At 35.3% G+C, this 23,943-nt stretch carries 16 protein-coding genes; 11 read left to right on the top strand and 5 right to left on the bottom strand.

Annotated features, from left to right (window positions below; genetic code table 11):
• Nucleotides 1-5: 5 nt before the first annotated feature.
• The 4 genes from FW780_RS12965 to FW780_RS12950 form a co-directional block, all read right to left on the bottom strand.
• Entirely contained in the window at nt 6-854 is an 849-nt protein-coding gene (locus FW780_RS12965) for an ABC transporter permease (RefSeq protein ID WP_149833974.1), read from the bottom strand.
• Nucleotides 855-1,026: 172 nt separating this feature from the next.
• A complete protein-coding gene (gene rfbA, locus FW780_RS12960) occupies nt 1,027-1,890 on the bottom strand; it encodes a glucose-1-phosphate thymidylyltransferase RfbA (RefSeq protein WP_149833973.1) in 864 nt (287 codons plus the stop codon).
• 88 nt (nt 1,891-1,978) lie between these two features.
• The gene (rfbB, locus tag FW780_RS12955) at nt 1,979-3,058 is read right to left on the bottom strand and encodes a dTDP-glucose 4,6-dehydratase (protein WP_149833972.1); all 1,080 of its coding nucleotides are present in this window, start codon (nt 3,056-3,058) and stop codon (nt 1,979-1,981) included.
• Between the two features lie 4 nt (nt 3,059-3,062).
• The gene (locus FW780_RS12950) at nt 3,063-4,376 is read right to left on the bottom strand and encodes a UDP-glucose dehydrogenase family protein (protein WP_149833971.1); all 1,314 of its coding nucleotides are present in this window, start codon (nt 4,374-4,376) and stop codon (nt 3,063-3,065) included.
• Nucleotides 4,377-4,590: 214 nt separating this feature from the next.
• On the opposite strand from FW780_RS12950, the gene rimP reads away from it, so the two are divergent.
• From rimP to infB, 3 genes are all read left to right on the top strand, one after another.
• Nucleotides 4,591-5,058 carry a ribosome assembly cofactor RimP gene (gene rimP, locus FW780_RS12945; protein WP_142717170.1) on the top strand — a complete coding sequence of 156 codons (468 nt, stop codon included), beginning with the start codon at nt 4,591-4,593 and terminating at the stop codon, nt 5,056-5,058.
• Between the two features lie 16 nt (nt 5,059-5,074).
• Nucleotides 5,075-6,310: a transcription termination factor NusA gene (gene nusA, locus FW780_RS12940; RefSeq protein WP_047097519.1), complete on the top strand. Its 1,236-nt coding sequence runs from the start codon at nt 5,075-5,077 to the stop codon at nt 6,308-6,310.
• Between the two features lie 76 nt (nt 6,311-6,386).
• The gene (gene infB, locus FW780_RS12935; RefSeq protein ID WP_149833970.1) at nt 6,387-9,368 is read left to right on the top strand and encodes a translation initiation factor IF-2; all 2,982 of its coding nucleotides are present in this window, start codon (nt 6,387-6,389) and stop codon (nt 9,366-9,368) included.
• 195 nt (nt 9,369-9,563) lie between these two features.
• Here the strand turns inward: infB and FW780_RS12930 are convergent, their stop codons facing one another.
• Entirely contained in the window at nt 9,564-10,232 is a 669-nt protein-coding gene (locus FW780_RS12930; RefSeq protein ID WP_149833969.1) for a hypothetical protein, read from the bottom strand.
• A gap of 923 nt (nt 10,233-11,155) precedes the next feature.
• Here FW780_RS12930 and FW780_RS12925 point away from each other — a divergent pair.
• The 8 genes from FW780_RS12925 to FW780_RS12890 all read left to right on the top strand — a co-directional run bounded on the left by FW780_RS12925 (nt 11,156) and on the right by FW780_RS12890 (nt 23,844).
• Nucleotides 11,156-14,029 (top strand): SusC/RagA family TonB-linked outer membrane protein, encoded by a 2,874-nt coding sequence (locus tag FW780_RS12925; protein ID WP_149833968.1) that lies wholly within the window; start codon nt 11,156-11,158, stop codon nt 14,027-14,029.
• Nucleotides 14,030-14,041: 12 nt separating this feature from the next.
• On the top strand, nt 14,042-15,526 hold the full coding sequence (locus FW780_RS12920; protein WP_149833967.1) for a RagB/SusD family nutrient uptake outer membrane protein: 1,485 nt from the start codon (nt 14,042-14,044) through the stop codon (nt 15,524-15,526).
• 25 nt (nt 15,527-15,551) lie between these two features.
• Nucleotides 15,552-16,355 carry a DUF4843 domain-containing protein gene (locus FW780_RS12915; RefSeq protein WP_149833966.1) on the top strand — a complete coding sequence of 268 codons (804 nt, stop codon included), beginning with the start codon at nt 15,552-15,554 and terminating at the stop codon, nt 16,353-16,355.
• A gap of 93 nt (nt 16,356-16,448) precedes the next feature.
• Nucleotides 16,449-18,386, top strand: a complete 1,938-nt coding sequence (locus FW780_RS12910; protein ID WP_149833965.1) for a putative porin — start codon at nt 16,449-16,451, stop codon at nt 18,384-18,386.
• A 12-nt stretch (nt 18,387-18,398) separates the two neighbouring features.
• Nucleotides 18,399-19,985, top strand: coding sequence for a bacillithiol biosynthesis cysteine-adding enzyme BshC (gene bshC / locus FW780_RS12905; protein WP_149833964.1), 1,587 nt, complete (start codon nt 18,399-18,401; stop codon nt 19,983-19,985).
• A gap of 38 nt (nt 19,986-20,023) precedes the next feature.
• Entirely contained in the window at nt 20,024-21,982 is a 1,959-nt protein-coding gene (locus FW780_RS12900; protein WP_174774460.1) for a LysM peptidoglycan-binding domain-containing protein, read from the top strand.
• A gap of 70 nt (nt 21,983-22,052) precedes the next feature.
• The gene (gene fabD, locus FW780_RS12895) at nt 22,053-22,928 is read left to right on the top strand and encodes an ACP S-malonyltransferase (RefSeq protein WP_149833963.1); all 876 of its coding nucleotides are present in this window, start codon (nt 22,053-22,055) and stop codon (nt 22,926-22,928) included.
• A 10-nt stretch (nt 22,929-22,938) separates the two neighbouring features.
• Nucleotides 22,939-23,844 (top strand): GYDIA family GHMP kinase, encoded by a 906-nt coding sequence (locus FW780_RS12890; protein ID WP_149833962.1) that lies wholly within the window; start codon nt 22,939-22,941, stop codon nt 23,842-23,844.
• Nucleotides 23,845-23,943 lie beyond the last annotated feature (99 nt).

Raw genomic sequence — 23,943 nt, 5'->3', positions numbered from 1 at the left:
AATAATTACACTGTATCCATAAAAGTTTTTTCAACTTTATTGAATACAACAATTCCTATCATCAAAAGGATAAGAATAATAAGAGTACTAATTCCCAACATAGCAGGCGAAAAGTCTCCAACACCAATCCATGCGTATTTAAAACATTCAAAAATACCGGTTAAAGGATTGTAATATGCCAATTTTTTAAAGAATCCCGGTAATGAGGAGACAGGATATATTACTGGAGTTGCATACATATATAAGCTTACTCCAAAGCCTAGCAGCATTGCTAAATCTTTATATTTTGTAGTAAGAGCAGAGAAAATCATTCCTAGTCCCAAAGAAAAAAGGGCCATCAAAAATATAAGAAACGGAGTTGCAAGAATCCAGATATTAGGGTGAGCTTCTCCTTTACTATAATAATATAACCATGCAAGTACAAATAAAAGGAATTGTACCCCAAACCGCATAAGATTAGAAATAACAATTGAAAGTGGGGTAACCAGTCTTGGGAAATACACTTTTCCGAAGATTCCGGCATTTCCTGTAAAAGTGGAAGATGTTGCCAGTAAAGAAGAAGAAAAATAATTCCAGAGAGTAACACCCGCCAGATAAAAAAGAAGAGGTGGAGCCCCGTCTGTTGGAAGCTTAGCAATTCTTCCAAAAATAACCAGATAAACAATGGTTGTTAGAATGGGATTGATAAAAAACCAGATGGGTCCTAAAATAGTTTGCTTAAAACTGGATACAAAATCTCTTTTTACAAACATATAAACAAGATCTTTGTACCTCCAGACTTCTTTTAGCTTCAAGTCAAATAGCGAATGATCTGCATCAATCGTCTCTGTCCACGTCTGTTGTGGGTCATTCATTTGTGTAAGTTTTTGCAAATTTATAATAATTATTTTTTACCCTATCGCTTAATCTGAAATTTTTCATTGTAAAAAATTAAAAATTAACAACTAATATATTGATATTTGGCGGCATGACAAAAACTATTGACTGTGAAGCCAATAGTTTAAGAGTTTTTATAAAATAAATTTATTATTTGCCAATAAGTTGTTTCAGGTATTCACCATAGCCGCTTTTGCCATATTTTGCGGCTGTTTCAAGCAGTTTCTCTTCATTAATGAATTTATTTCTGAATGCAATTTCTTCAATACATCCGATTTTAAATCCCTGTCTTTTTTCTATAACACTTACAAATTCTGAAGCATCATGAAGAGAATCAAAAGTTCCGGTATCCAGCCATGCAGTACCTCTGTCAAGAACAGCAACCTCAAGCTTTTCATTTTTTAAATAGACATTATTGATATCTGTGATTTCCAGTTCGCCTCTTGCTGAAGGTTTGATATTTTTAGCAATTTCTACTACATCATTATCATAAAAGTAAAGACCAGGTACCGCATAATTTGACTTAGGGTTTAGAGGTTTTTCTTCAATAGAAACGGCTTTTAAATCTTTATCAAATTCTACAACACCATATCTTTCTGGGTCAGCAACGTGATAGGCGAAAACAACTCCTCCATTTGGATTGGTTTTATTTTTCAGTAAAGTTCCCATTTCGGAGCCGTAGAAAATATTATCACCTAGTACCAATGCAGCAGAATCATCACCAATAAACTGATCTCCCAGAATAAATGCCTGCGCCAGACCATCGGGACTTGGCTGTACAATGTATTCTATATTACAGCCGATCTGAGAGCCATCTCCCAAAAGTTTAATGAAACCTGCCTGATCGTGTGGTGTGGTAATAATTAGAATATCCTTGATTCCAGCTAAAAGAAGGGTGGAAAGCGGATAATAGATCATTGGTTTGTCGTAAACAGGCATTAGCTGCTTACTTACTGCAATGGTTAGAGGGTAAAGTCTTGTTCCGGATCCTCCGGCTAATATTATTCCTTTCATTTGTTGGTGCGTATTACGCTTATTTCTTTTGTGTTATGAATTGTTTTATTTTGCTATTTCCGGATTATTCCTTCAATAGCGAAGACCTTTAGCTGTATTGTTTGCTGTAGTAATCCTGATAATTTCCGGAAGTTACGTTCTCCAGCCATTCTTTGTTTTCCAGGTACCAGTCAATTGTTTTTCCTAAACCTTCTTCAAAAGTTACTGATGGTTTCCATCCTAAATCTTTATTTAATTTTGTAGCATCAATAGCATAACGTTTGTCATGTCCTGGTCTGTCTTTTACAAACGTAATCAACTTCTCAGAATAGCCTTCCGGTTTTTCCAGTTTAGCATCCATTTGCCTGATCAGTTCTTTTACAAGATCAATATTCTGCCACTCGTTGAATCCTCCGATATTATAGGTCTCACCGGTTTTTGCTTCCTTAAAGATCTGATGAATTGCTTTAGCATGATCAATTACAAATAACCAGTCTCTTGTATATTTTCCGTCACCATAAATAGGAAGTGGTCTTTCGTTGATAATATTTGAGATACAAAGAGGGATAAGCTTTTCCGGGAAATGATTCGGGCCATAATTGTTTGAACAGTTGGAAACGATGAACGGCATTCCATATGTATTTCCATAAGCTCTCACCAAGTGGTCAGAAGCTGCTTTTGAGGCAGAGTACGGAGATTGAGGGTCATATGATGTCGTTTCTAAAAAGAATCCTGTTTCCCCTAAACTTCCATACACTTCATCTGTAGAAATATGGTAGAAAAGGTTAGTTCTTTTTTCATTTGGGAATCTACCATGAGTGTGGTCAGGGTTTAATGTCCAGAACTCCTTGCAAAGATTCAGAAGATTAGCTGTTCCGTTTACATTGGTGTTGATAAACGCCATTGGATCGGTAATACTTCTGTCTACGTGACTTTCTGCAGCTAAATGTACTACAGCATCGGGATTGTATTTTTCAAAAACTCTTCTAAGTTCTTCAGGTTGGGTAATGTCTGCTTTCTCGAAAACATAATTAGGCTCATTTTCTATGTCCTTTAGGTTTTCCAGATTTCCGGCGTAGGTAAGAGCATCAAGGTTGATGATTGTAGTATCCGGATTATTTTTTACAAATTCTCTTACAACATGAGAGCCAATAAATCCGGCGCCTCCTGTAATGATAATGTTTTTCATTTGTTTATTTTGTGATGGTCTTTCTTCCTATACTTTTATAATGAAATCCGTTTTGCTCAGGGATTTCCAATGGATACATATTTCTACCGTCAAAAATGACTTTGTTTTTCATTTTTTTAGCCATAAGCTCAAAATTTGGATTTTTAAACTCAGGCCATTCTGTGGCAATAAATAACGCATCAACGTCTTCCAGTGCATCATACATTCCTTTGGCATATTGTATTTTGCTGCCAAGGAGTTTCTGGACATTGCTTTCTGCAACAGCGTCATAAGCTACAATTTCTGCGCCTTTTTTAAGTAAAAGATCAATATTGTCCAGAGAAGAGGCCTCTCTGATGTCATCCGTATTGGCTTTGAAAGCAAGCCCCCACATGGCAATTTTCTTTCCTTCAATATTCCCGCCGAAATATTTCTCAATTTCAGACACTAAAATTACTTTTTGAGAGGTATTTACATTTTCAGTAGCTTCAAGAATCTGAAAATTAAAATCTTCCTGTTTTCCGGATTTTATAAGAGCCTTTACATCTTTAGGAAAACAACTTCCTCCATATCCGATTCCCGGGAATAAGAATCTATGCCCGATTCTGTCATCACTACCCATTCCCAGTCTTACCTTATCTACATCTGCACCTACTTTTTCGCAGTAGTTTGCAATTTCGTTCATAAAAGTAATCTTTACAGCTAAAAATGAATTCGCAGCATATTTGGTAAGCTCTGATGATTTCTCATCCATAAAGATAATCGGGATTCCCGTATTGGTAAAAGGCTGGTAAATTTTAGACATGATGTCTTTTGCCCTTTCTGAGCTGGCACCTACAACTACTCTTGAGGGATTCATAGAGTCTTCAACAGCAAAACCTTCTCTTAAAAATTCTGGATTTGAAACTACGTCAAAAGGGAGACTTGTTTTGGAAGAAATTGTTTCTCTTACCCTGTCTGCAGTGCCTACGGGAACAGTACTTTTATTGACAACGACTTTGTATTCCGTCATCATCTCACCAATGTTGTTGGCTACCTGAAGTACATAAGATAAATCTGCAGAACCGTCTTCTCCTGGGGGAGTTGGTAATGCCAGATAGATGACTTCACTTTTGTCTAAGGCTTCTTTAAGATCGGTAGTGAAAAATAATCTTTCAGACTGTATGTTTCTTAAAAACATTTCTTCAAGGTTCGGCTCATAGATGGGAACAATGCCGTTTTTCAAACCTTCTACTTTTTTTTCATCAATATCAACACAGTATACTGAATTGCCAAGTTCTGCCAGAGTAGTTCCTGTAACTAGTCCTACATAACCTGTTCCTACAATCGTTATATTCAAAATGTTTGTTTTTAAATTCTAAGACAAAAGTAATAAAAATCCTGTGACATATTCTTTTAATTTATTGTAAATGAATCTGGCGCTATTTGCTTGATACTTAAGATAATTTTGTGTTTTTGGAAAAAATGCTTATATTTGCAATGGATTTACGGGAAAAAATGGGAAGGCTTCGGAAGAAAGCCTTTTTTCGTACTGTAAATCAAGATAAAATTATATGGAGTTTAGAAAAAGAATTGATGAATTATTAAATGAATTCCTTGAAACCAGAAAAGATCTGTTTCTTATTGATCTTAAAATTTCTGCAGGGGATGATATTACAGTGATTTTAGACGGTGATAACGGAGTTTCACTGCAGGACTGCCTTGATGCAAGCCGCGCAATAGAATTCAATATGGATCGTGAAGAGCATGACTTCAGCCTTCAGGTGATGTCTGCCGGATTGAGCGAGCCATTATCCACACCAAGACAGTTCGGTAAAAACATTGGAAGAGAGATTGAGGTGATGCTGGAAGATTCTTCTAAAATAGAAGGAGAATTGTCAAAAGTAGATGATGAAAAGATCACACTTACTTTGCGTTACCGTAAGCCGAAAGATATCGGAAAAGGAAAAGTAGATGTAGAAGAGGAGAAAGAGATTTCTTACTCCGACATCAAGAAAGCATTAGTAGTAATTAAATTTTAAAAAGAAAAAAGAATAGATGGATAATATAGCGTTGATTGAATCCTTTGGTGATTTTAAAGACGAAAAGGGGATCAGTAAAATTGATCTTATGGCAATTATTGAAGATTCACTGAAGACTCTTTTGAGAAAAAGATTTGACTCAGATGATCATTTTGATGTGATTGTAAACCCGGATAAAGGAGATTTTCAGATATTTTTAAATAAAACAATTGTAGAGGACGAAATGTCTGAAGATGATGATTTGGAAATTGAAATTTCTGAAGCAAAGAAGATTGATCCTACCTTTGAAGTAGGTGAGGACTTTACAATGGAAATTCCTGTTGCACAGTTGGGAAGAAGAAATATTCTTACCCTTAAGCAGATCCTGGCTACAAAACTTCAGGAACACAATAATGCAATGCTGTACGAGCAGTTTAGAGATAAAATTGGAGAAATAGTTGTAGGAGAAATCCACCATATCCGTCACAAGCATGTGATTTTGCTGGATGATGAAGGAAATGAATTTATTTTACCAAAAGAAAACCAGATCCCATCCGATTTCTTTAAAAAGGGTGAGAATATCAGAGCTATTGTAGAAACAGTAGACTTTAAAGGTTCTAAACCACAGATTATTATTTCCAGAACTGCCCCTAAATTCCTTGAGAAATTATTAGAGCTGGAAATTCCTGAGATCCAGGACGGAACAATTATGCTGAAAAAAGTAGTAAGAATTCCTGGTGAAAAGGCGAAGATTGCAGTAGATGCTTATGATGACAGAATTGATCCGGTAGGTGCCTGTGTAGGTGTTAAAGGATCCAGAATTCATGGGGTTGTAAGAGAGTTGAGAAATGAAAACATCGATGTTATTCAGTGGTCTAAAAACCCTGAGATTTTGGTGAAGAGAGCTTTAGGAAATGTTACTGTCAATAAAATTGACATCAATGAGGATCAAAACTATGCACTAGTATACACTCCTGTTGAAGAGATTTCTAAAGTAATTGGAAAACAAGGACAGAATATTAGACTGGCTTCTTGGTTGTCAGGATATGAAATTGATGTATACAGAGAGTCCAGCGAGGATGACGATGTTGAATTGAGAGAATTTAATGACGACATCGAGCAGTGGATTTTGGATGAGTTTAAGAAAGTAGGACTTACAACTGCAAAATCAGTATTAGATAAAGAAACTGAAAGTCTTTTAAATATGGTAGACCTTGAAGAAGAAACAATTGAAGAGGTAAAACGTATTTTGAGAGAAGAATTTGAAGATTAAGATTTAAATAAATTTTAATAAACAGTAAAAAGGAAATACTTTAATTTTAAAAATTAAAAAACAGTAAATAATATAGATGCCAAAAATTAGATTAAATAAAGCGGTTAAGGAATTCAATATTTCGATGTCCAGATTAGTAGAGTTTTTACAATCAAAGGGTATCGAAGTTGAAAGCAATCCTAACGCTCAATTGGAAGAATCGGCATATTCTGCATTGGAGGCTGAGTTTGCTAAAGACGGCGAACAAAGAAAAGCTTCCCATGAGGTGGTGATCACTAAAGTTCCGGAAGAAAAACTGGAAATTGAAGAGAAGAAAACCCCTGAAGTGATAAGAGCTAAAGCAAATAAACCAGAAACTAGAATTTTAGGTAAAATAGATCTAGAACCTAAGAAGCCTGAAGTTGAGGAAGCTCCTGCAGCTCCTGTGGCTCCTGTTGCAACACCGGTTGAAGAAAAGAAAGAAGAAATCGTGAAAGAAGAACAGCCGGAAGTTAAAGCAGCTCCTGAAAAACAGGAATTCAAAGTTTTGGATAAAATTGATTTGTCTCAAATAGAATCTAGAAACAGACCTGTGAAAAAAGACAAACCAAAAATGGAGGAGAAAAAAGAAGAAGTTAAACCAGTGGAACCAGTAAAAGAAACTCCAAAACCTGCTGTTGTAGAGGAGAAAAAAGTGGAAACTCCAAAAACTGAATCTGAGCCTGAATCTCAGGAGCCTCAGAAAATTGAGACAGTATATCAGAAACTTGACGGTCCTAAAATCGTTGGAGAAAAGATTGACCTGACTCAGTTTGCACCAAAACCAGGTTCTGGAGCAAAAAAGAAAAGAAAGAGAATTGAAAAACCTGGTGGCCAGAATAACCAACAAGGTCAGGGGAACAATCAAAACTCAGGAAATAATAATAACCAAGGTGGACAAGGTCAAGGCCAAGGAAACCGTCCGCATAATAATGGTGGACAAGGTGGAAACCGTCAAGGTCAGGGAGGACAAGGAAACCGTCCTCAAGGGCAAGGCGGCCAGGGTCAGGGCGGAAACCGTTTTGGAAATAACCAAGGTGGTGGAAACCGTCAGGGACAAGGTGGAGGTGGCTTCAAAAAAGGCGGCCAAAACAATAGACCTGGACAAAGAGTTATGCCAGTTGAACTAACTGACGAGCAAGTTAAAAACCAGATCAAAGAAACATTAGAAAAACTTACTAATAAAGGAGGTAAATCTAAATCTGCAAAACACAGAAAAGACAAAAGAACTTTCCGTAGAGAGCAAGATGAGCGTCAGCAGGAGCTTGAAGCACAAGACAGAACTCTTAAAGTAACAGAATTCATCACTGTAGGTGAATTGGCAAGTTTGATGAACGTTTCTCCAACAGAAGTAATCTCTGCTTGTTTCTCACTAGGGGTAATGGTTACCATGAACCAAAGACTTGAAGCTGATACTTTATTATTGGTAGCAGATGAATTTGGTTATAAAATTGAATTCTCGGATGCTGACCTTGAAGAAGGCGATAGCGAAGATGAAATCGACAGCGAAGAAAGTTTAGTATCAAGAGCGCCGGTAGTTACTGTAATGGGACACGTTGACCACGGTAAAACTTCATTATTGGATTATGTTAGAAAAACTAACGTAATTGCAGGTGAATCCGGAGGTATTACGCAGCACATTGGTGCTTATAACGTGAAACTGGAAAATGGTCAGAGAATTACATTCTTAGATACTCCTGGTCACGAAGCCTTTACGGCAATGAGAGCGAGAGGTGCTCAGATCACGGATATTGCAATTATTGTAATTGCTGCCGATGATGATGTAATGCCACAAACGAAAGAAGCAATTGCTCACGCACAGGCTGCACAGGTGCCAATGATTATTGCAATCAATAAAGTTGATAAACCAAATGCAAACCCTGATAACATTCGTCAGCAGCTTTCAGGCTTAAACCCTCCGGTTTTAGTTGAAGAATGGGGAGGAAATGTTCAGGCACAGGAGATTTCAGCGAAGTTCGGTAATAATGTAGATGTATTATTGGAGAAAGTTTTATTACAAGCCGAAATGCTTGAATTAAAAGCGAATCCTGAACGTACTGCAAGCGGTGTTGTTATTGAAGCATCTCTAGATAAAGGAAGAGGATATGTTGCTACAATGTTGGTACAAACCGGAACATTAAAAGTAGGAGACTATGTAGTGGCTGGTAAAAATCATGGTAAAGTAAAAGCTTTACTTGATGAAAGAGGGAAAAACCTTGCAGAAGCAGGTCCTTCAATTCCGGCAACAATCTTAGGTTTAGATGGAGCGCCAACAGCTGGTGATAAATTCCGTGTATATGCTGACGAAAGTGAAGGTAAGGCTATTGCTAATAAGAGAGAACAGCTTCAGAGAGAACTTTCTATCAGAACGAAAAAACATACAACACTTGAAGAATTAGGTAGACGTATTGCTTTAGGAGAATTCAAAGAATTGAATATTATTCTTAAAGGTGACGTGGATGGTTCTGTAGAAGCACTTTCTGATCAGTTACAAAGATTATCAACAGAGGAAATCAGCGTGAAGATTCTTCACTCAGGTGTAGGACAGATCACGGAATCTGATATCAATTTAGCAGCAGCGTCTGATGCAATTATTATTGGATTCAACGTAAGAGCAGGTGCTAATGCAAAAGAACTTGCAGACCGTGAAGAAATTGAAATCAGAACATACTCTGTAATCTATAAAGCAATAGATGAGGTAAAAGAAGCAATGGAAGGAATGCTTTCTCCGGAAATTCAGGAGCAGGTAATTGGTAATGTTGAAATCCGTGAGGTGTTCAAGATTTCTAAAGTTGGTTCAATTGCCGGATGTATGGTTCTTACCGGAAAAGTTACAAGACAATCGAAAGTACGTCTGTTAAGAGATGGTATTGTTAAATTTGATGGCGAACTTGAAAGCTTGAAGCGTTTCAAAGACGATGTAAAAGAAGTTACAAAAGGCTACGAATGTGGTCTGAACTTGAAAGGTTATAATGACATCGAAATCGGAGATATTCTTGAAGTATACGAAGAAGTTGCTGTTAAGAAGAAATTGAAATAATATTCAGTATTAGTCCTGAGAAATTATGATCAGTACTATGAACTATAAAAAAAACCACCTCACAAATGAGGTGGTTTTTTTGTTTATTGTTTTTGTATTGATGAAATATAAAAAAATAGAATCTCTATATATAAAATCCGTATATAAATATTTATATACGGATTTTTATGATGTTTCTAAATAATTAAAATCTAATTATTGATTGATAAAAGTCATTAGTTTAACTATATCAGCATCATTAAACTTTAAATTATTAGATTTAATGTACGCATTGTACTCTTTCTCTTTTTCAGGGAAAATATCTGTTATTTTTTTTAATGATGATACTTTACTGATACTTCCTGAAGCTGTTTTTACATAATAAACAGGATCTTGTTTTACAAACATAGCCGGTTTACCAGTTTGATAGGTATTAGGAGCAGGAGCCGCATCCTTAAAAATAACCTTTTCCTTTTTATACACCGAATTTTTGCCCTTTGCTACTTCAGTAACATAACCTTTTGGGTCTGAACTGTTTTTTAAATAGATAAAAACTTGTTTAGACGGTAGTACTTCAATTCTGGAGAAATCGTCTTGTTTAGGTAAAACTTCAGTTTTTCCATTGTTCAAAAACTCTATGTCATCAGTGTAAGCGTTATACCTTACGTCAATATTTCCATATTTTTCTCCAACAGAAGCTTTTTGAAAAATAGGTGACTGATATGGTGACCCCTGTATATCTTCATACTTTACAGGACCTCCGGTTCCTGAAGCTACACTTTCAAAGACGGACTGAGTCCCTGTTACATTATTTATATTTAAAGACTGCTGAGCTTCTACAATTACAAATGGTAAAAATAAAGCGATGGTTAATATTTTTTTCATTTTTAAGTTATTTCTAATTATTTGAGATGATTATTAGTTATTCCTCGTAAAGTTAGTAAAAAAATGATGAATACTATAAGTTGCTGTTTAGATTTGTTAATTTATTTTTTACACTACATATAAATCTCATTAAAGCTAACATTTTGAAAGCTACCGATGAATTGATAATTCCATTTGTAATGCATTATCGTTTCATTTGCTATAAAATGGCCTAATCATGAATGTTAAATAAAAAAAGGCTTTTAGCTAAATTTAACTTTTTTATACAAGTTTAATACTTGAATTTTCTTTTTGAATTTGGCATTAATTATTATGATATTCATATAGAACGTTAAATTGAATGCAATTAAAGCAATACTTAAAATCTCTAAGCTGTACCAATTGCTGGATGTATGCTTTTTCAGGGATAGTAGCCGGATCTCTAAAATAAGAGAGTTGAGAAATGTTTTTGTTAAATTTTTATGGAGAACTTCAAAACCTAAAATATTTTTAAGGTATTGTTAAATATTTCACTCAATACTGATAAAAAGGTTTAAATCTGGGAGGTTGTGATAACATCGAAATTGGAGATATTATTAAAGATTATTAAGGAGAAGCTCCCAGGAAAAAACAAAATAATTATATCATAAATAGGTGAAAACCACTTTTTTATAAAGGAAACTTTTTATTTTTTACAACCATATAATTTATAATAGTTCTAAATAATAATTTTTGGATTATTAATAATTTGTTAAAATGAATTGAAAGTGTGAAAAAAATAATTTTCACATAATAAAAACTGTCTATTATTATGGAATCTTATTTTATTTGTGTAAATTTTAAATGAAATATTTAAAAAAAGCGTAGTTTAAACTGGGGTTTAATTTGTAGGTGTTAATATTTATTAACATATTTGTCCATTAAATATATTAAAATTTGTTAATATGAATGTTAAATTACGTGTACTGACAGCCGGTGTGTTATTTTTCACAGGGCAGGTAGTATTTGCTCAAAAAGACACAACTGGTTCTAAAAAGGACAAAGAACAAAAAATTGAAGAAATTGTTGTGTTAGGTTATAGCAAGACATCTACTAAAGCTAAATCTAGTGCTTCTTCAGTAACCATTGGTTCTGAAACGTTAGAAAACAGACCAAATATTTCTGTTCTTAACTCTATACAAGGTACAGCACCAGGTATTGTAGCGAACTCAGCATCTGGATCTCCGGGTTCTGGTAAGTTCAATATTATCATCAGAGGACTTAGTTCCCTAAATGGTTCTACGGATCCTTTATATGTTATAGACGGGATCATTACATCAGGGTCACAGTTTAGAAACTTAAACCCGAATGATATTGATACGTTTAGTATTCTAAAAGATGCTCAGGCAACTGCAATTTATGGAAACAGAGCAGCGAACGGGGTTGTAGTAATTACTACTAAAGGTGGTAAATTTAACTCAAAGCTTAGAATTTCATATGATGCATTAACTTCTTTCTCTGTGTTGCCAAAAACGGATTACAATATGTCTTCCGGACAACAGCTATTACAAGTTCAGAAGAATGCTGGAGGAGGAAAAGGGGCTACCATGTCTCAAAATGATATCAATAACTTCACCACTAATACAGACTGGAGAGATCTGTTCTCAAGAGTTGGTATGAGCCAGCAGCATACATTGTCTGTTAGTGCAGGTGGAGAAAACATAAGCAACTTTGTTTCCTTAGGTTATGTTGATAGCGAAGGTAACATTCGTGGAACAGATTTCAAAAGATTTACTTTAAGAAATAACCTTAATGGAAAAAGCAACGATGGGAAATTAACCTTTGGTGCAATCATTGGATTAGGATTTTCAAAAAGAAATCAGTTGGATGACGAAACCAACACTGCTATTAATGCAAACACTGTACAGAACCCACTATTCGGAACTGTACTTTCTGCACCTTACTTAGCAGCACCTACATTTAGCAATGGATTGGGATTATTCAACCAAATTGGAACGGCTAGTGGTAACGGAAATGGAGCATACATTCTTTATGATAATATCATGGGGGGTATCAGAAACCAGTTTACGGAAACCAGCTTAACGGCTAACGTAAGTGGTAACTACAAACTTACGTCAGATTTGAGTATTGGAAACAGAACAGGTGTTGATTATAAGAATTATCAAAGACAATTTGCAAGAGCAGCTAACGGTTATTTATCTTTAGTAGTAGCTGCAGGACAAGGAGCAAAATACGGTGGATTTGAACAATTTAACACTGTAAATGATTTAACTTTTAACACTACAACAAATATTACGTATAACCATTCATTTGGTGATCACACTATTACTGCTGCTGCTTATTTAGATTATATTAAAGTAAACTGGCAAAGTTATACTCAACAGCAGAACGGTCTTGATCCTCTGGTTTGGGAATTCGGTGCAGGAACCGGTTATGTTCCTTTTAACCCGGCTACACCAAACATCTACCGTCCTTCTGCAAGTGCATTGAAAGTTACTGCAGGAACGTTAGCATACTTTGGAACTTTAGACTATGACTACCAAGGAAAGTATGGAGTGTCTGGGGTTATAAGAAGAGATGGATCATACAGATTCCCTAAAGATAACAGATGGGAAACTTTCTGGTCAGTAGCAGGAAGATGGAATGTTGATAAAGAAAACTTTATGGAAGGATCTGGGTTCAATTTATTGAAAATTAGAGCTTCCCTAGGAACAACAGGTAACCAAAACTTATTTACTGTTGCTAATAATACCAACGTATTAACAGTAGGTCCTTCTTCATATTTAGATTATAATGGACCGAACCCTACTACAGCTCCGGCTTACCAAAGTTTACCTGGATATTATCTGGCAAACCTTGGAAACCAGAATCTAAAATGGGAAGAGGTAAAACAACTTGACTTAGGAGTAGATTTCAACTACAAAGGGTTAGTAGAAGGTACGTTTGACTATTATCAAAAAAGAACATCAAGATTATTTAACTCTATTCCGGTAACTTATGTTACAGGTCAAGGTTCTTTAAGAGGTAATAATGGTGTTATGGATAATAAAGGGGTTGAAGGATCTTTAAGAATTCATATCCTAAGAAAAGCGAATACAAAACTATCTGTATTTGGAAACGTGGGATATAACTCTAACAAGATTATCAGCATGGAAGCTCCTGATCTTACTGGTGATTTTGTTGATGGTATTGGAGGTCCTGCAGATCAATGGCAGCTTTATCCTTATTTAGGTGTTAACCCAAGTAACGGAGAGCAGTTGTTCTTAGATATCAACGGAAATGTAACTCAAACACCTACTGCAGGTGACAGAAGACTTACAGGAAAAAGCCCTATGCCTAAGTATACCGGTGGATTTGGATTTAACTTCCAACATGACGGGTTCTTCGTAGATGCATTATTTTCTTATCAGAAAGGAGGATATATCTATGATAACTTATATTCTTGGGTAATGAATCCTTCTTATGCTGCTTCTGGACTTAACGTTTCAGCTGACTTGTTGAACGCTTGGACTCCAAATAATACGAATGCTACAGTACCAAGTTTATCAGCTGTGAACTCAACATTAGAGGGTTCTTCTGATAGATTCCTTTTCAAGTCTGATTTTGTTAGATTGAAGAATGTAAGCGTTGGATATACTTTCAGCAAAAAGACATTAGGTAATTTACCAATTAATTCTATTAAGGTTTTTGCACAGGCTGAAAACATTTATACTTTCACAGGATGGAAAGGTTTTGATGTAGAGCCGATTACAACGTATTCACTTAACGTATATCCAAACCCTAAAACTTATTCTGTAGGGGTTAATGTAGATTTTTAAAAAAAAGAAAAAATGAATAAAATATATAAAAAAGCATTAGTGATAGCAGTATGTCTATCGTCAGTTGGTTTTACTTTAAACAGTTGTAAGGATGCTATTGATATAGAGCAGCCTGGATTACTGGATGATGCGACATTATTTACAAGTGTATCAAATCTGAATGATTATTTAGTAGGATCTGTGTATGCTAACATGGATACTAATAATGATATTTATTTCTCTGCAGTATTTACTGACGAGGTAAAACCTGGAGCAGGTAGTGGAGGTCAGGAATATGAAATACACCGTTATTTTATTGATCCTACAACGGGCTTGACTACTGGAATTTGGGCTCAGCATTATTTGGTAATTAACCGTGTAAATAGATTAATTGCAGGTGCTGCAAAAGTTACTCCAGCTGCTAGTGAAGTAGCTCAGTATAATTCAATAATTGCTCAGGCGAGAGCAATCAGAGCTTTCTGCTACCTTCAATTGGAAACTTTCTTTGCACAAGATATGAAAGATCCTAATGGATTAGGAGTTCTATTGCTAAAAGATGTTCCTGTAATTGATGTAAAGCTTCCAAGAAGCAAAAACCAGGATGTTTATGATTTTATTAATGCAGATTTAGACTATGCGAGAGGAATATTAGCTTATAATGCTCCAGCAGGTAGATTTTATGTAGATAAAGGATTTGTAAACGCGGTTACTGCAAGATTTAACCTTTACAGAGGGAATACAACTTTAGCTAAGCAATATGCTCAGGATGTAATATCTAATGCTGGATTAACATTAACTGCTGCTTCAGCATATCCAACAATGTGGAATGATACTGCAAGAGGAGAAATTATTTTTGCATTAAACAGATTAGCTACAGGAAACGGAAGCTCTATCGGAACAAGATGGAACACTAACAGCTCTAGTATTACAGGGAACCCAATGTGGGCTTTAGGTAGAAACCTATTTAATATCATTAATACAACTCCGGGTGATGTTAGAAGAACAGTATACGTTGATCCTTCATCTATAATTGATCCTAATTATTTAACAAGTACTTCTCCTAGAGATACGGATCAACTGGTAGTAGATAAATATCCAGGTAAAACAAGTGCTGCTACAAGAAATGATTTAAAGGTATTTAGATTATCGGAAATGTATTTCATCTTAGCAGAATGTGAAACAGCAGCTAGCAACTTTACTGGTGCAGCAGCATTAATTCAGCAGGTAAGAGCGAAAAGATATAACAGTGGAACAGCTCCACTTCCTGTATACGCTTCATCAACAGCTGCTTATGCTGATATCTTGAAAGAGAGAAGAGTAGATCTTGCATTAGAAGGACACAGATATATCGATTTGAAAAGATTGGCTACTGCTGCAGGTGTTACTATGGATAGAAACCAGACAGATGATGTGGTTACAGTTACAAACCTTCCTAACAATAGCTATAAGTATACATTACCTATTCCTGTTCAGGAGATTAACTTAAACCCTCAAGTGCAACAAAACCCTGGTTATTAATATTAATTAAAAGCGAATTTTAGCTATGAAAATTTTAAAATATTTAAGTATTCCGATTTTTGCATTATTGTTCTCTGCTTGTTCAGAAAGAGATGATGCAGTATATGACGGTGATAATTATGTGAGTTTTGGTGCTACAAGCTCAGAGGCAACAGTAGTAAAAGGTTCAACATCTAAGGAAGTTGCAATTGTATATACCACTCTAAGTGAAGCAAAGCAAAATACAGAAGTAAAAATTGCTGTTGATGCTGCTAATTCTACAGCAGTAGAAGGAGTAGATTTTAAGATTCTAAATAAAACAGATAACCTTGCTGAAGGGCAAAAGGTTGGAAGTTTTAAAGTACAATTATTAGAAAGTGGTGCTAAGGAAACACAAAAAGTGATTACTTTTAAACTTTCTTCTTCTGTGCCTAATGCTACCTTCAATCAAACTCATACATTGAAATATTCATTAGAGTGTCCATTTAACATGTCAGGTTTCACTGGAACATACAAGGTGGTAACTGACACTTGGGAAGATTATTCACCTGGAGACTTGATTACTGTACAGCCTGGTCCTGCTGCTAACCAATTTAAGATATTGTCAACGAACAATCCTTATATTAGCAACCCGACTACATCTTATATGCTTGTAACAGTTCAAAATAATGGTAGTATTACAGTAGCTTCTAATCAACCCTTCCTTTATGACGCGCCGACAGGTAGTATGTCACTATCGGGTACAGGAACAGTTAACTTTTGTACTGGAGGTATAAATATTTCTGCTCTTACTTTCTCAGGTCCTGCCGGGACTGCTAGTGGTCAAAAATTTGTCTTAGAGAAAAACTAAAATTTTTCTAACAAAAATATCTCAAAACCCCACATTTATTGTGGGGTTTTTTATGTCCTTTTATTTCTTATTTTTGCTGTACAATAATGAATAATGAAGTACATCCTTTTCATACTCTTCTCTTTAAGTTTTGTAGCCAAGGCTCAGGTTGTCAATAAAGCTGATACAAAGCCTCAACCTAAAAAAGAAGATACCCTTGTAATAGATTCCGGGAAGAAAGATTCCCTGAAAATTTTCAAACCTACTATTAATGATTACCAGTATCAGACTCAGTTTTCTGAAAAGAAAGTTTTTGATACGGTAATGACTTTTGATAAAACCTATATCTTTTCGCAGCAAAATAATAAAGATAACTTCGGAAGAGTGCAGACTGCCAATATAGGATCCGGCTTTAACCCTCTTGTATTTGAGGTAAATGATGAGCAGAATCTTTCCTTACTGCCTTCCAATAAATCTTATATGATTATTGGAGCAAATGATGTGAAATACTATGACGTAAAAACACCTACCGCTACATTTGTTTATCATAACGCAATGCGAAACGGGGCGGCTTTAACATCTACTTACACCCAGAATATTGGAAAAAGATTCAATTTTGCTCTGGAATATATGGGGCTCCGCTCTCAGGGTCTTTACAGGAACTCATTAGCAGCAAATAACAATACTTTATTCTCAGGTCACTATATTTCAAAAAGCGGAAACTATGAAATCTTCGCTCACTATCTTCACCAGAATGTAAACAATCAGGAAAGTGGAGGTATTACTGAGGATAATCTGTTTATGAATGGTGACAGTAATTATAGCAACAGACAAAATGCTCAGGTAAATCTGGCATCCAGCAGCTCACAGTTTTCTTACAGAAGATACTATCTGAGTCATCAGTTTACACCATTCAACTCCGGGAAATTTCCTTTTAGCATAAGACATATTATTTCTCATCAGGGGAATAAATATTATTATAACCAGACAGCTTTGGAGCCTTATTGGTATGATGCTCCTACTGAATTGGTTGATGGTTTCCCATTGACTACAAAAAAATATTCTGAAAATTTCAGCAATACGGTTAGCTTGATTTTTAATAATGAAAAATTCAAATTAGATGCTGGTGTACGTTATCAGATGATCAAATTTGGAATAAGAGATGTTGTTGCCCTTAATAATGTTCCTTTTCCTGGTGAGCTTAAAGAAAACAGAATCGGAGCTGTAGGAAATTTACAGGTAAAACTTTGGGATAAGATCCAGCTGAACTCATTCCTTGAATTTTCAAACGGAAGCCAGTTTAAAAGCTATCTTAAAACAACCAATAACCTAAAGTTTGAGCCTATTAAAGACTATTTTGTTAATGCTAAAGTAAACTTCCAAAGTGCTTATCCTTCATTTAATTACTTATTGAACACTTCGGTTTACAACAACTTCAATTATTATCTTGAAAATGCAAAGAACCAGTCTGTAATGGAAGTGGGAGGAAGCATCAATTTGAAATGGTTTAAAACAGAAATTTTTGCCAACTATTTCAGAATAGATAACTATACTTATTTTGACAGCAACGGAAATCCGAAGCAAAGTGATAATTCTGTGAATATCTCCCAAATCGGAGGTGATGCTACATTCAGCTTCAACAAATTCCATCTGAATACCAGAGTGCATTTCCAAAATACCTTAACGAATAAAGAATTGCTGCCTATGCCAAGTTTTGTTGGTAGAGCTAATTTCTTCTATCAGACACAGGCATTCAAAAAAGCTGCAGAAATTCAGGCGGGTATTAAAGTTTATTACTTCTCTAAATTTGCCTCAAGAGATTATTTTCCTGTTCTTAACGAATATATCCTTCCCAGAGCAGATTCATTTTCAATTGGAGGGCAGCCTATCGCCGATGTTTATATTAACATGAAAGTGAAAAAAATGTTCTTTTTCATAGAAGGCCAACAGATAGGAACTGTTATTTCCAATAACAAAGCATACGCATTTCCACATTATCCGGTTTATGATTTCAGATTGAACATCGGAATCGTGTGGTATTTGTTCAACTAAAAACTGTACAGGTTGAAAACAATAAATAAAATATCATTCAACGATATAGAAAGCATTCCTCAATTGGTAAAAGATTTTTTGAATCAGAAGATTGAGGGTTTTGAAAATAATACATTTTCTTTAGATCATTTTAAACAACAGATTCACTTGAAAAATGACTCTTTTTCATCAAGGAAGAGAGAAATTTTATCTCAGGTTCTGGAAGGCCAGCTCTCAAGTTTATCTCTTTCTTCAAAACAAAAAGATAATCTTGAAAATCTTAAACAATCTAATACATTTACCATTACAACAGGACATCAGCTGAACCTGTTTTCTGGACCTGTTTTCTTCGTTTATAAAATTCTTCAGACCATCAAGACATGTACCTATCTGAAAGAAAATTTCCCGGATTTTAATTTTGTTCCGGTATATTGGATGGCTTCAGAAGATCATGATTTTGCCGAAATCAATCATTTTAAAACAGAAAATAATTATTATGAGACCAATGAGAAATCAGGAGGTCCGGTAGGAAGGATTGAAATCAGCGATACCTATTTTATTTCTGAATTTGAGAAAGAATTCAAAGACTCTATTTTTGGAACTGAACTGATCTTAATGATGAAGGAAGCCTATAAATCGGGGAATACTTTGACGGAGGCTATTAAGATTCTTGTGAACCGTCTTTTTTCAGAATTCGGACTTTTGATTTTGGATGGAGACTCTAAAGAACTTAAAAACCAGATGAAGGAGATTTTTAAAGATGAACTTCTTCACTTTGGTTTACAGAAAATATCTAAGGATAAAGTAGATTTTCTGACGGAAAAATACGGGAAAGTTCAGGTAAATCCTCGTGAAATTAACCTTTTCTATCTTTCCGAAACCAGAGACAGGATAGAATTTAACGGACAGAAATATATTATCGTAGATAAAACGATTCAGTTTACAGAAGAAGAAATACTTGCTGAATTGGAAAATCATCCGGAAAAATTCAGTCCCAATGCTTTAATGCGTCCCGTATATCAGGAAAATGTACTTCCGAATCTGGCTTATATTGGAGGAAATGCTGAAATCATGTACTGGCTGGAACTTAAAGATTATTTTTCAAAAATTAATATTCCGTTTCCTATTTTGATTCCAAGAAACTCGATGTTATTCCTGAAAGAGAAAACACTAGGAAAAATTGAGAAACTGGATCTTAAAATAGAAGACTTTTTCCAGAATTTTACAGTACTTACCAATCATAAAATTTTAAAAGATAATCCGATTTTACAATTACTCGACGAGAAAGAGGAATTGTTGATTAGTAATTTTTCAGCGTTGAGAACTTCGGCAGAAACCACTGAGAAATCTTTCGGAAATATGGTGAAGGCAGAAGAAGTACGACAATTAAAATCATTCAAAAGAATGAAAAAACGTTTGCTTCATGCTGAGAAAATAAAACAGAATGAATTGCTGGAAAGACTTGAAAACCTGTTTTTAGATGTTCACCCAGCCAAAACATGGCAGGAGAGAGTTTATAATTTTAGTGTATTCTTTTCAGATTATGGATATTCGTGGCTTGAAAATTGTTTGGAAGAAATGGTGGTTCAAGATTCCAAATTAATAATTGTTGCCATTTAATTTTAAAGAAGTATTTTTGTAAATTATAATTATCGAATATGATAAAGAGGTTTTTTATTCTATCCAGTTTATGTATGGTTTTGGGAGTTTCAGCCCAGAAATCACATACGGTTGCGCAAGGTGATAATCCTTACAACATAGCCAAAAAGTATGGAATGACTGTAGATGAATTGCTGAAGCTAAACCCAAAACACAAAGATGGCAAATTGGCTATCGGAGATGTTTTAACTATAAAATCAGACAAACCGGCCACTCCGGTTGTTACAAAAACAGCTCATGCAGAGAAAGTAGCTTCAGCCACAAGTGCTTCTTCTCTAGGTAAAATTATTTTACAGCCAAAGCAAACAATCTATGGTATTACAAAACAATACAGAATTTCTGAAACCGATTTGAGAAAACTGAATCCTGACCTGGATTCTCACATGAAAATTGGAGACGAAATCACTTTACCTGCTGCCAGCATTAAAAAATATGGTGGTTCTCAACAACAGGCTGTAACGACTGAAAAACCTACTGAGAAACCTGTAGAAAAAGCAGTGACAACTGCAACACAGACAGCTGTAGAAGGAGAATCCTATGTGATTCAGTCTAAAGATAATTATTACAGAATTACAAAACAGTTTGGCATCAGCCAGCAGGATCTTTTTGCTTTAAATCCCGGATTAGAAGAAAAAGGACTTAAACCTGGTGAAACCATTAAAATAAAAACATCCAATAATAATACAAACACGGATACCGTTGCTGAGCCTGCAAATCCAAAAGCAAAAATGGATTCAGGTAACGAAAAATCAACTTCCTCTTCCAGTGTTGCTGCAGGAGACGATTATGTAACCTATACCGTTCAGCAGGGAGATACTGTATTCTCCATTGTGAATAAATTTGGTGTTTCTATCGATGAACTTATTGCTCTTAACCCGGATCTTTCTCATGGGTTGAAAACTGGAATGGTTTTAAAGATCAAAAAGCAGGATGCAGCTTATATTAAGAAAAATGGTGATGCTCTTAGTGTAATTCTAATGCTCCCATTCGGGTATAGTACAAACGAAACCCAGTACAGAACAATGGCCCTTGACTTTTTAACAGGAGCAAAACTTGCTATTGAAAGAAATGCCAGAGGAGGCCAGAAACTGGATGTCAAAATTGTAGATTCAGGAAATGAGGCATCATTCAAAAACTCTTTGACACAGATCAATCCTGACAATACAGACCTTATTATTGGGCCTTTCTTTAAATCTAATGTAATTGATGTTCTTGATTTTACTAAAAATCAGAAAATCCCGATTGTAGCACCATTTGCCAACACTCCGGAATTATATAACTACAGTAATCTTATTATCGTTGAAACAAACAATCAGACGTATGCTGATAAGATTGTAGAAGAAGTAAAAGGAATTTATTCTGACCAGAAAATATATGTAGTGGCAGATGCTAAAAAAGAAAATGCCAATTACATCAAAGCAGGGCTTGAAAAAGCGGTGAAAAACCCTAATGTTATTATTGTCAACTCTCCGGCAGATATCCAGCCTGATCAGAATATGATGACAGGGCAGTCTGCACCGGTTATTGCTATACTGGCTAATGATGATAATGCAGCAGGAGATGCTTTTGCTAACAGAATCATTGCTATTTCTAAGGAAGTGCAGGGTGTGAAGGCGTTCAGTATGTTCTATTCTCCAACTTTTGAGAAAAAAGTTGACGAACTGAGCCAAGCAAGTCTGGTATATCTGATGGACAGAAAGATCAATACAGACGGTAGTTTTGAAAAAGAAATTCTGGCTGCTTATAAAAATAAATACTGTAAAACTCCTCCAAAATACGCTATCGTAGGGTTTGATGTAGTAAACGACATGTTAACCAGAGAAAATAAAAAAGGAGAGATCTTTAAACAGATGAATAAAGTTCAGACTCAGCTAGCTACAAAATTTGAGTTTGTAAAATCAAAAGCTAACGGTGCTTATGTAAATACCGGTTATAGAGTAATCAGGTTAGTACCTTAAATGATTTATAGCTGTTTAAAAGAATATTGTTAACATTATAGTTATATTTGCATAATATTTAATTCAATACATGAAAGCACTTGTATTTCCAGGGCAGGGTTCTCAGTTCGTAGGAATGGGAAAAGAATTGTATGATTCTAGAAAAGATATTAAAGATCTGATGGAATCTGCCAATGAAATTTTAGGTTTCGACATTCTTTCCATTATGTTTAACGGGACGGATGCGGATCTTAAGAAAACAGAGGTTACCCAGCCTTCAATATTTATACATTCAGTAGCAGCATTAAAAGCCGTAAATGGTCTTGGTGCTGAAATGGTTGCAGGACACTCTTTAGGAGAGTTTTCAGCTTTGGTTGCCAACGGAGTTTTATCCTTTGATGACGGTTTGAAATTAGTTTCTGAAAGAGCGAAGGCTATGCAGGAAGCTTGTGATGCCAATCCAAGTTCTATGGCAGCTATCTTAGGATTAGACGATGCTAAGGTTGAAGAAATCTGCGCACAGATCAGCGGAATTGTTGTTCCGGCAAACTACAACTGCCCGGGACAATTAGTAATTTCAGGAGAAACGCCTGCTGTAGAAGAAGCTTGTGCAAAGCTGAAAGAAGCAGGAGCTAAAAGAGCATTGTTATTACCGGTAAACGGAGCTTTCCATTCACCATTAATGCAGCCTGCACAGGAAAGACTGGCAGCAGCTATTGAAAAAACTAAATTCAGAAAAGCAACAATTCCTGTATATCAGAATATCACTACAACAGCAGTAACAAATCCTGATGAGATCAAACAAAATCTGATCGCTCAGCTTACAGGTCCGGTAAAATGGACACAGTCTGTTCAGAATATGATTAAAGATGGTGCTTCCAATTTTGTAGAAGTAGGACCAGGAAAAACCCTTCAGGGATTAATCAAGAAAATTGACGGATCAGTAGATGCTGCTTCGGCAATCTAATTAAAAATATATGAACGCGATATTTTCACCGGGCAAGCTCATGCTTACTTCAGAATATTTCGCAATCGATGGAGCTCTTGTCTTAGCGGTACCTACCAAGCTGGGACAAGAGTTTTTCTTTGAAGAAAAAGAAGATAACAAGTCACTTATTTTCTGGGAGGCTTATCATCAAAATACACTATGGTTAAAAGCTGTCATTGATTATAAAAACTGGCAGATCTTAGAAACCAATATTGCATCAAGCGCTGAATTTATTGTCAAAACATTAAAGAATGTTCAGCAACTTTCTGATACTAAATTTAAATCTAATCTTACTTACCATTTAAAGACCAACCTTCAGTTTCCTGCAGACTACGGTCTTGGAAGCAGTTCTACTCTGATGAACAATCTTGCAGAATGGGCGGAGATTGATCCTTTTCATCTTAATTCAATTAGTCTGGGTGGGAGCGGATATGATATCGCGGTTGCAAAAGAAAAATCCGCAGTTCTTTTCCAAAGCAAACCCGAGATTAAATATGAGAAGGTAGATTTCAATCCTTCATTTAAAAATGAACTGATTTTTATTCATTTAAATCAGAAGCAGGATAGCAGAGAAGGAATCAATTTTTATAAATCAAAAAAGAAGTCTCCGGAATTGGTTAATGAATTTTCAGATATCACAAAAAAAATAATGTTATGCAATGAATTGGAAAAATTTTCCGAATTAATGATGATTCATGAGCGTAAAATTGCTGATTTCCTTGAAATATCCACAGTTAAAGAAAAGTTCTTCTCAGATTGCCCTTGTTTTGTCAAAAGTTTAGGTGCATGGGGGGGAGATTTTGTAATGAGTGCCAAATTTGGGGACTACAAGAACTATTTTTGGGAGAAAGGTTTTACAACTGTTTTTGAGTGGGAAAGTATAATTAACTTATAATCAAATCTTTACGATCCTGTTTTTTTATTTGTCATTCTGACTTATATCAGTATATTTAAACCACCTTTAACAAATAATTAATATTATTTTTGTTGAAGT

Source organism: Chryseobacterium sediminis, from assembly GCF_008386505.1.
Classification (GTDB): domain Bacteria; phylum Bacteroidota; class Bacteroidia; order Flavobacteriales; family Weeksellaceae; genus Chryseobacterium; species Chryseobacterium sediminis.
Note: the sequence above shows the minus strand (reverse complement) of the source record. Positions and strands in the feature narration are given on the sequence as shown.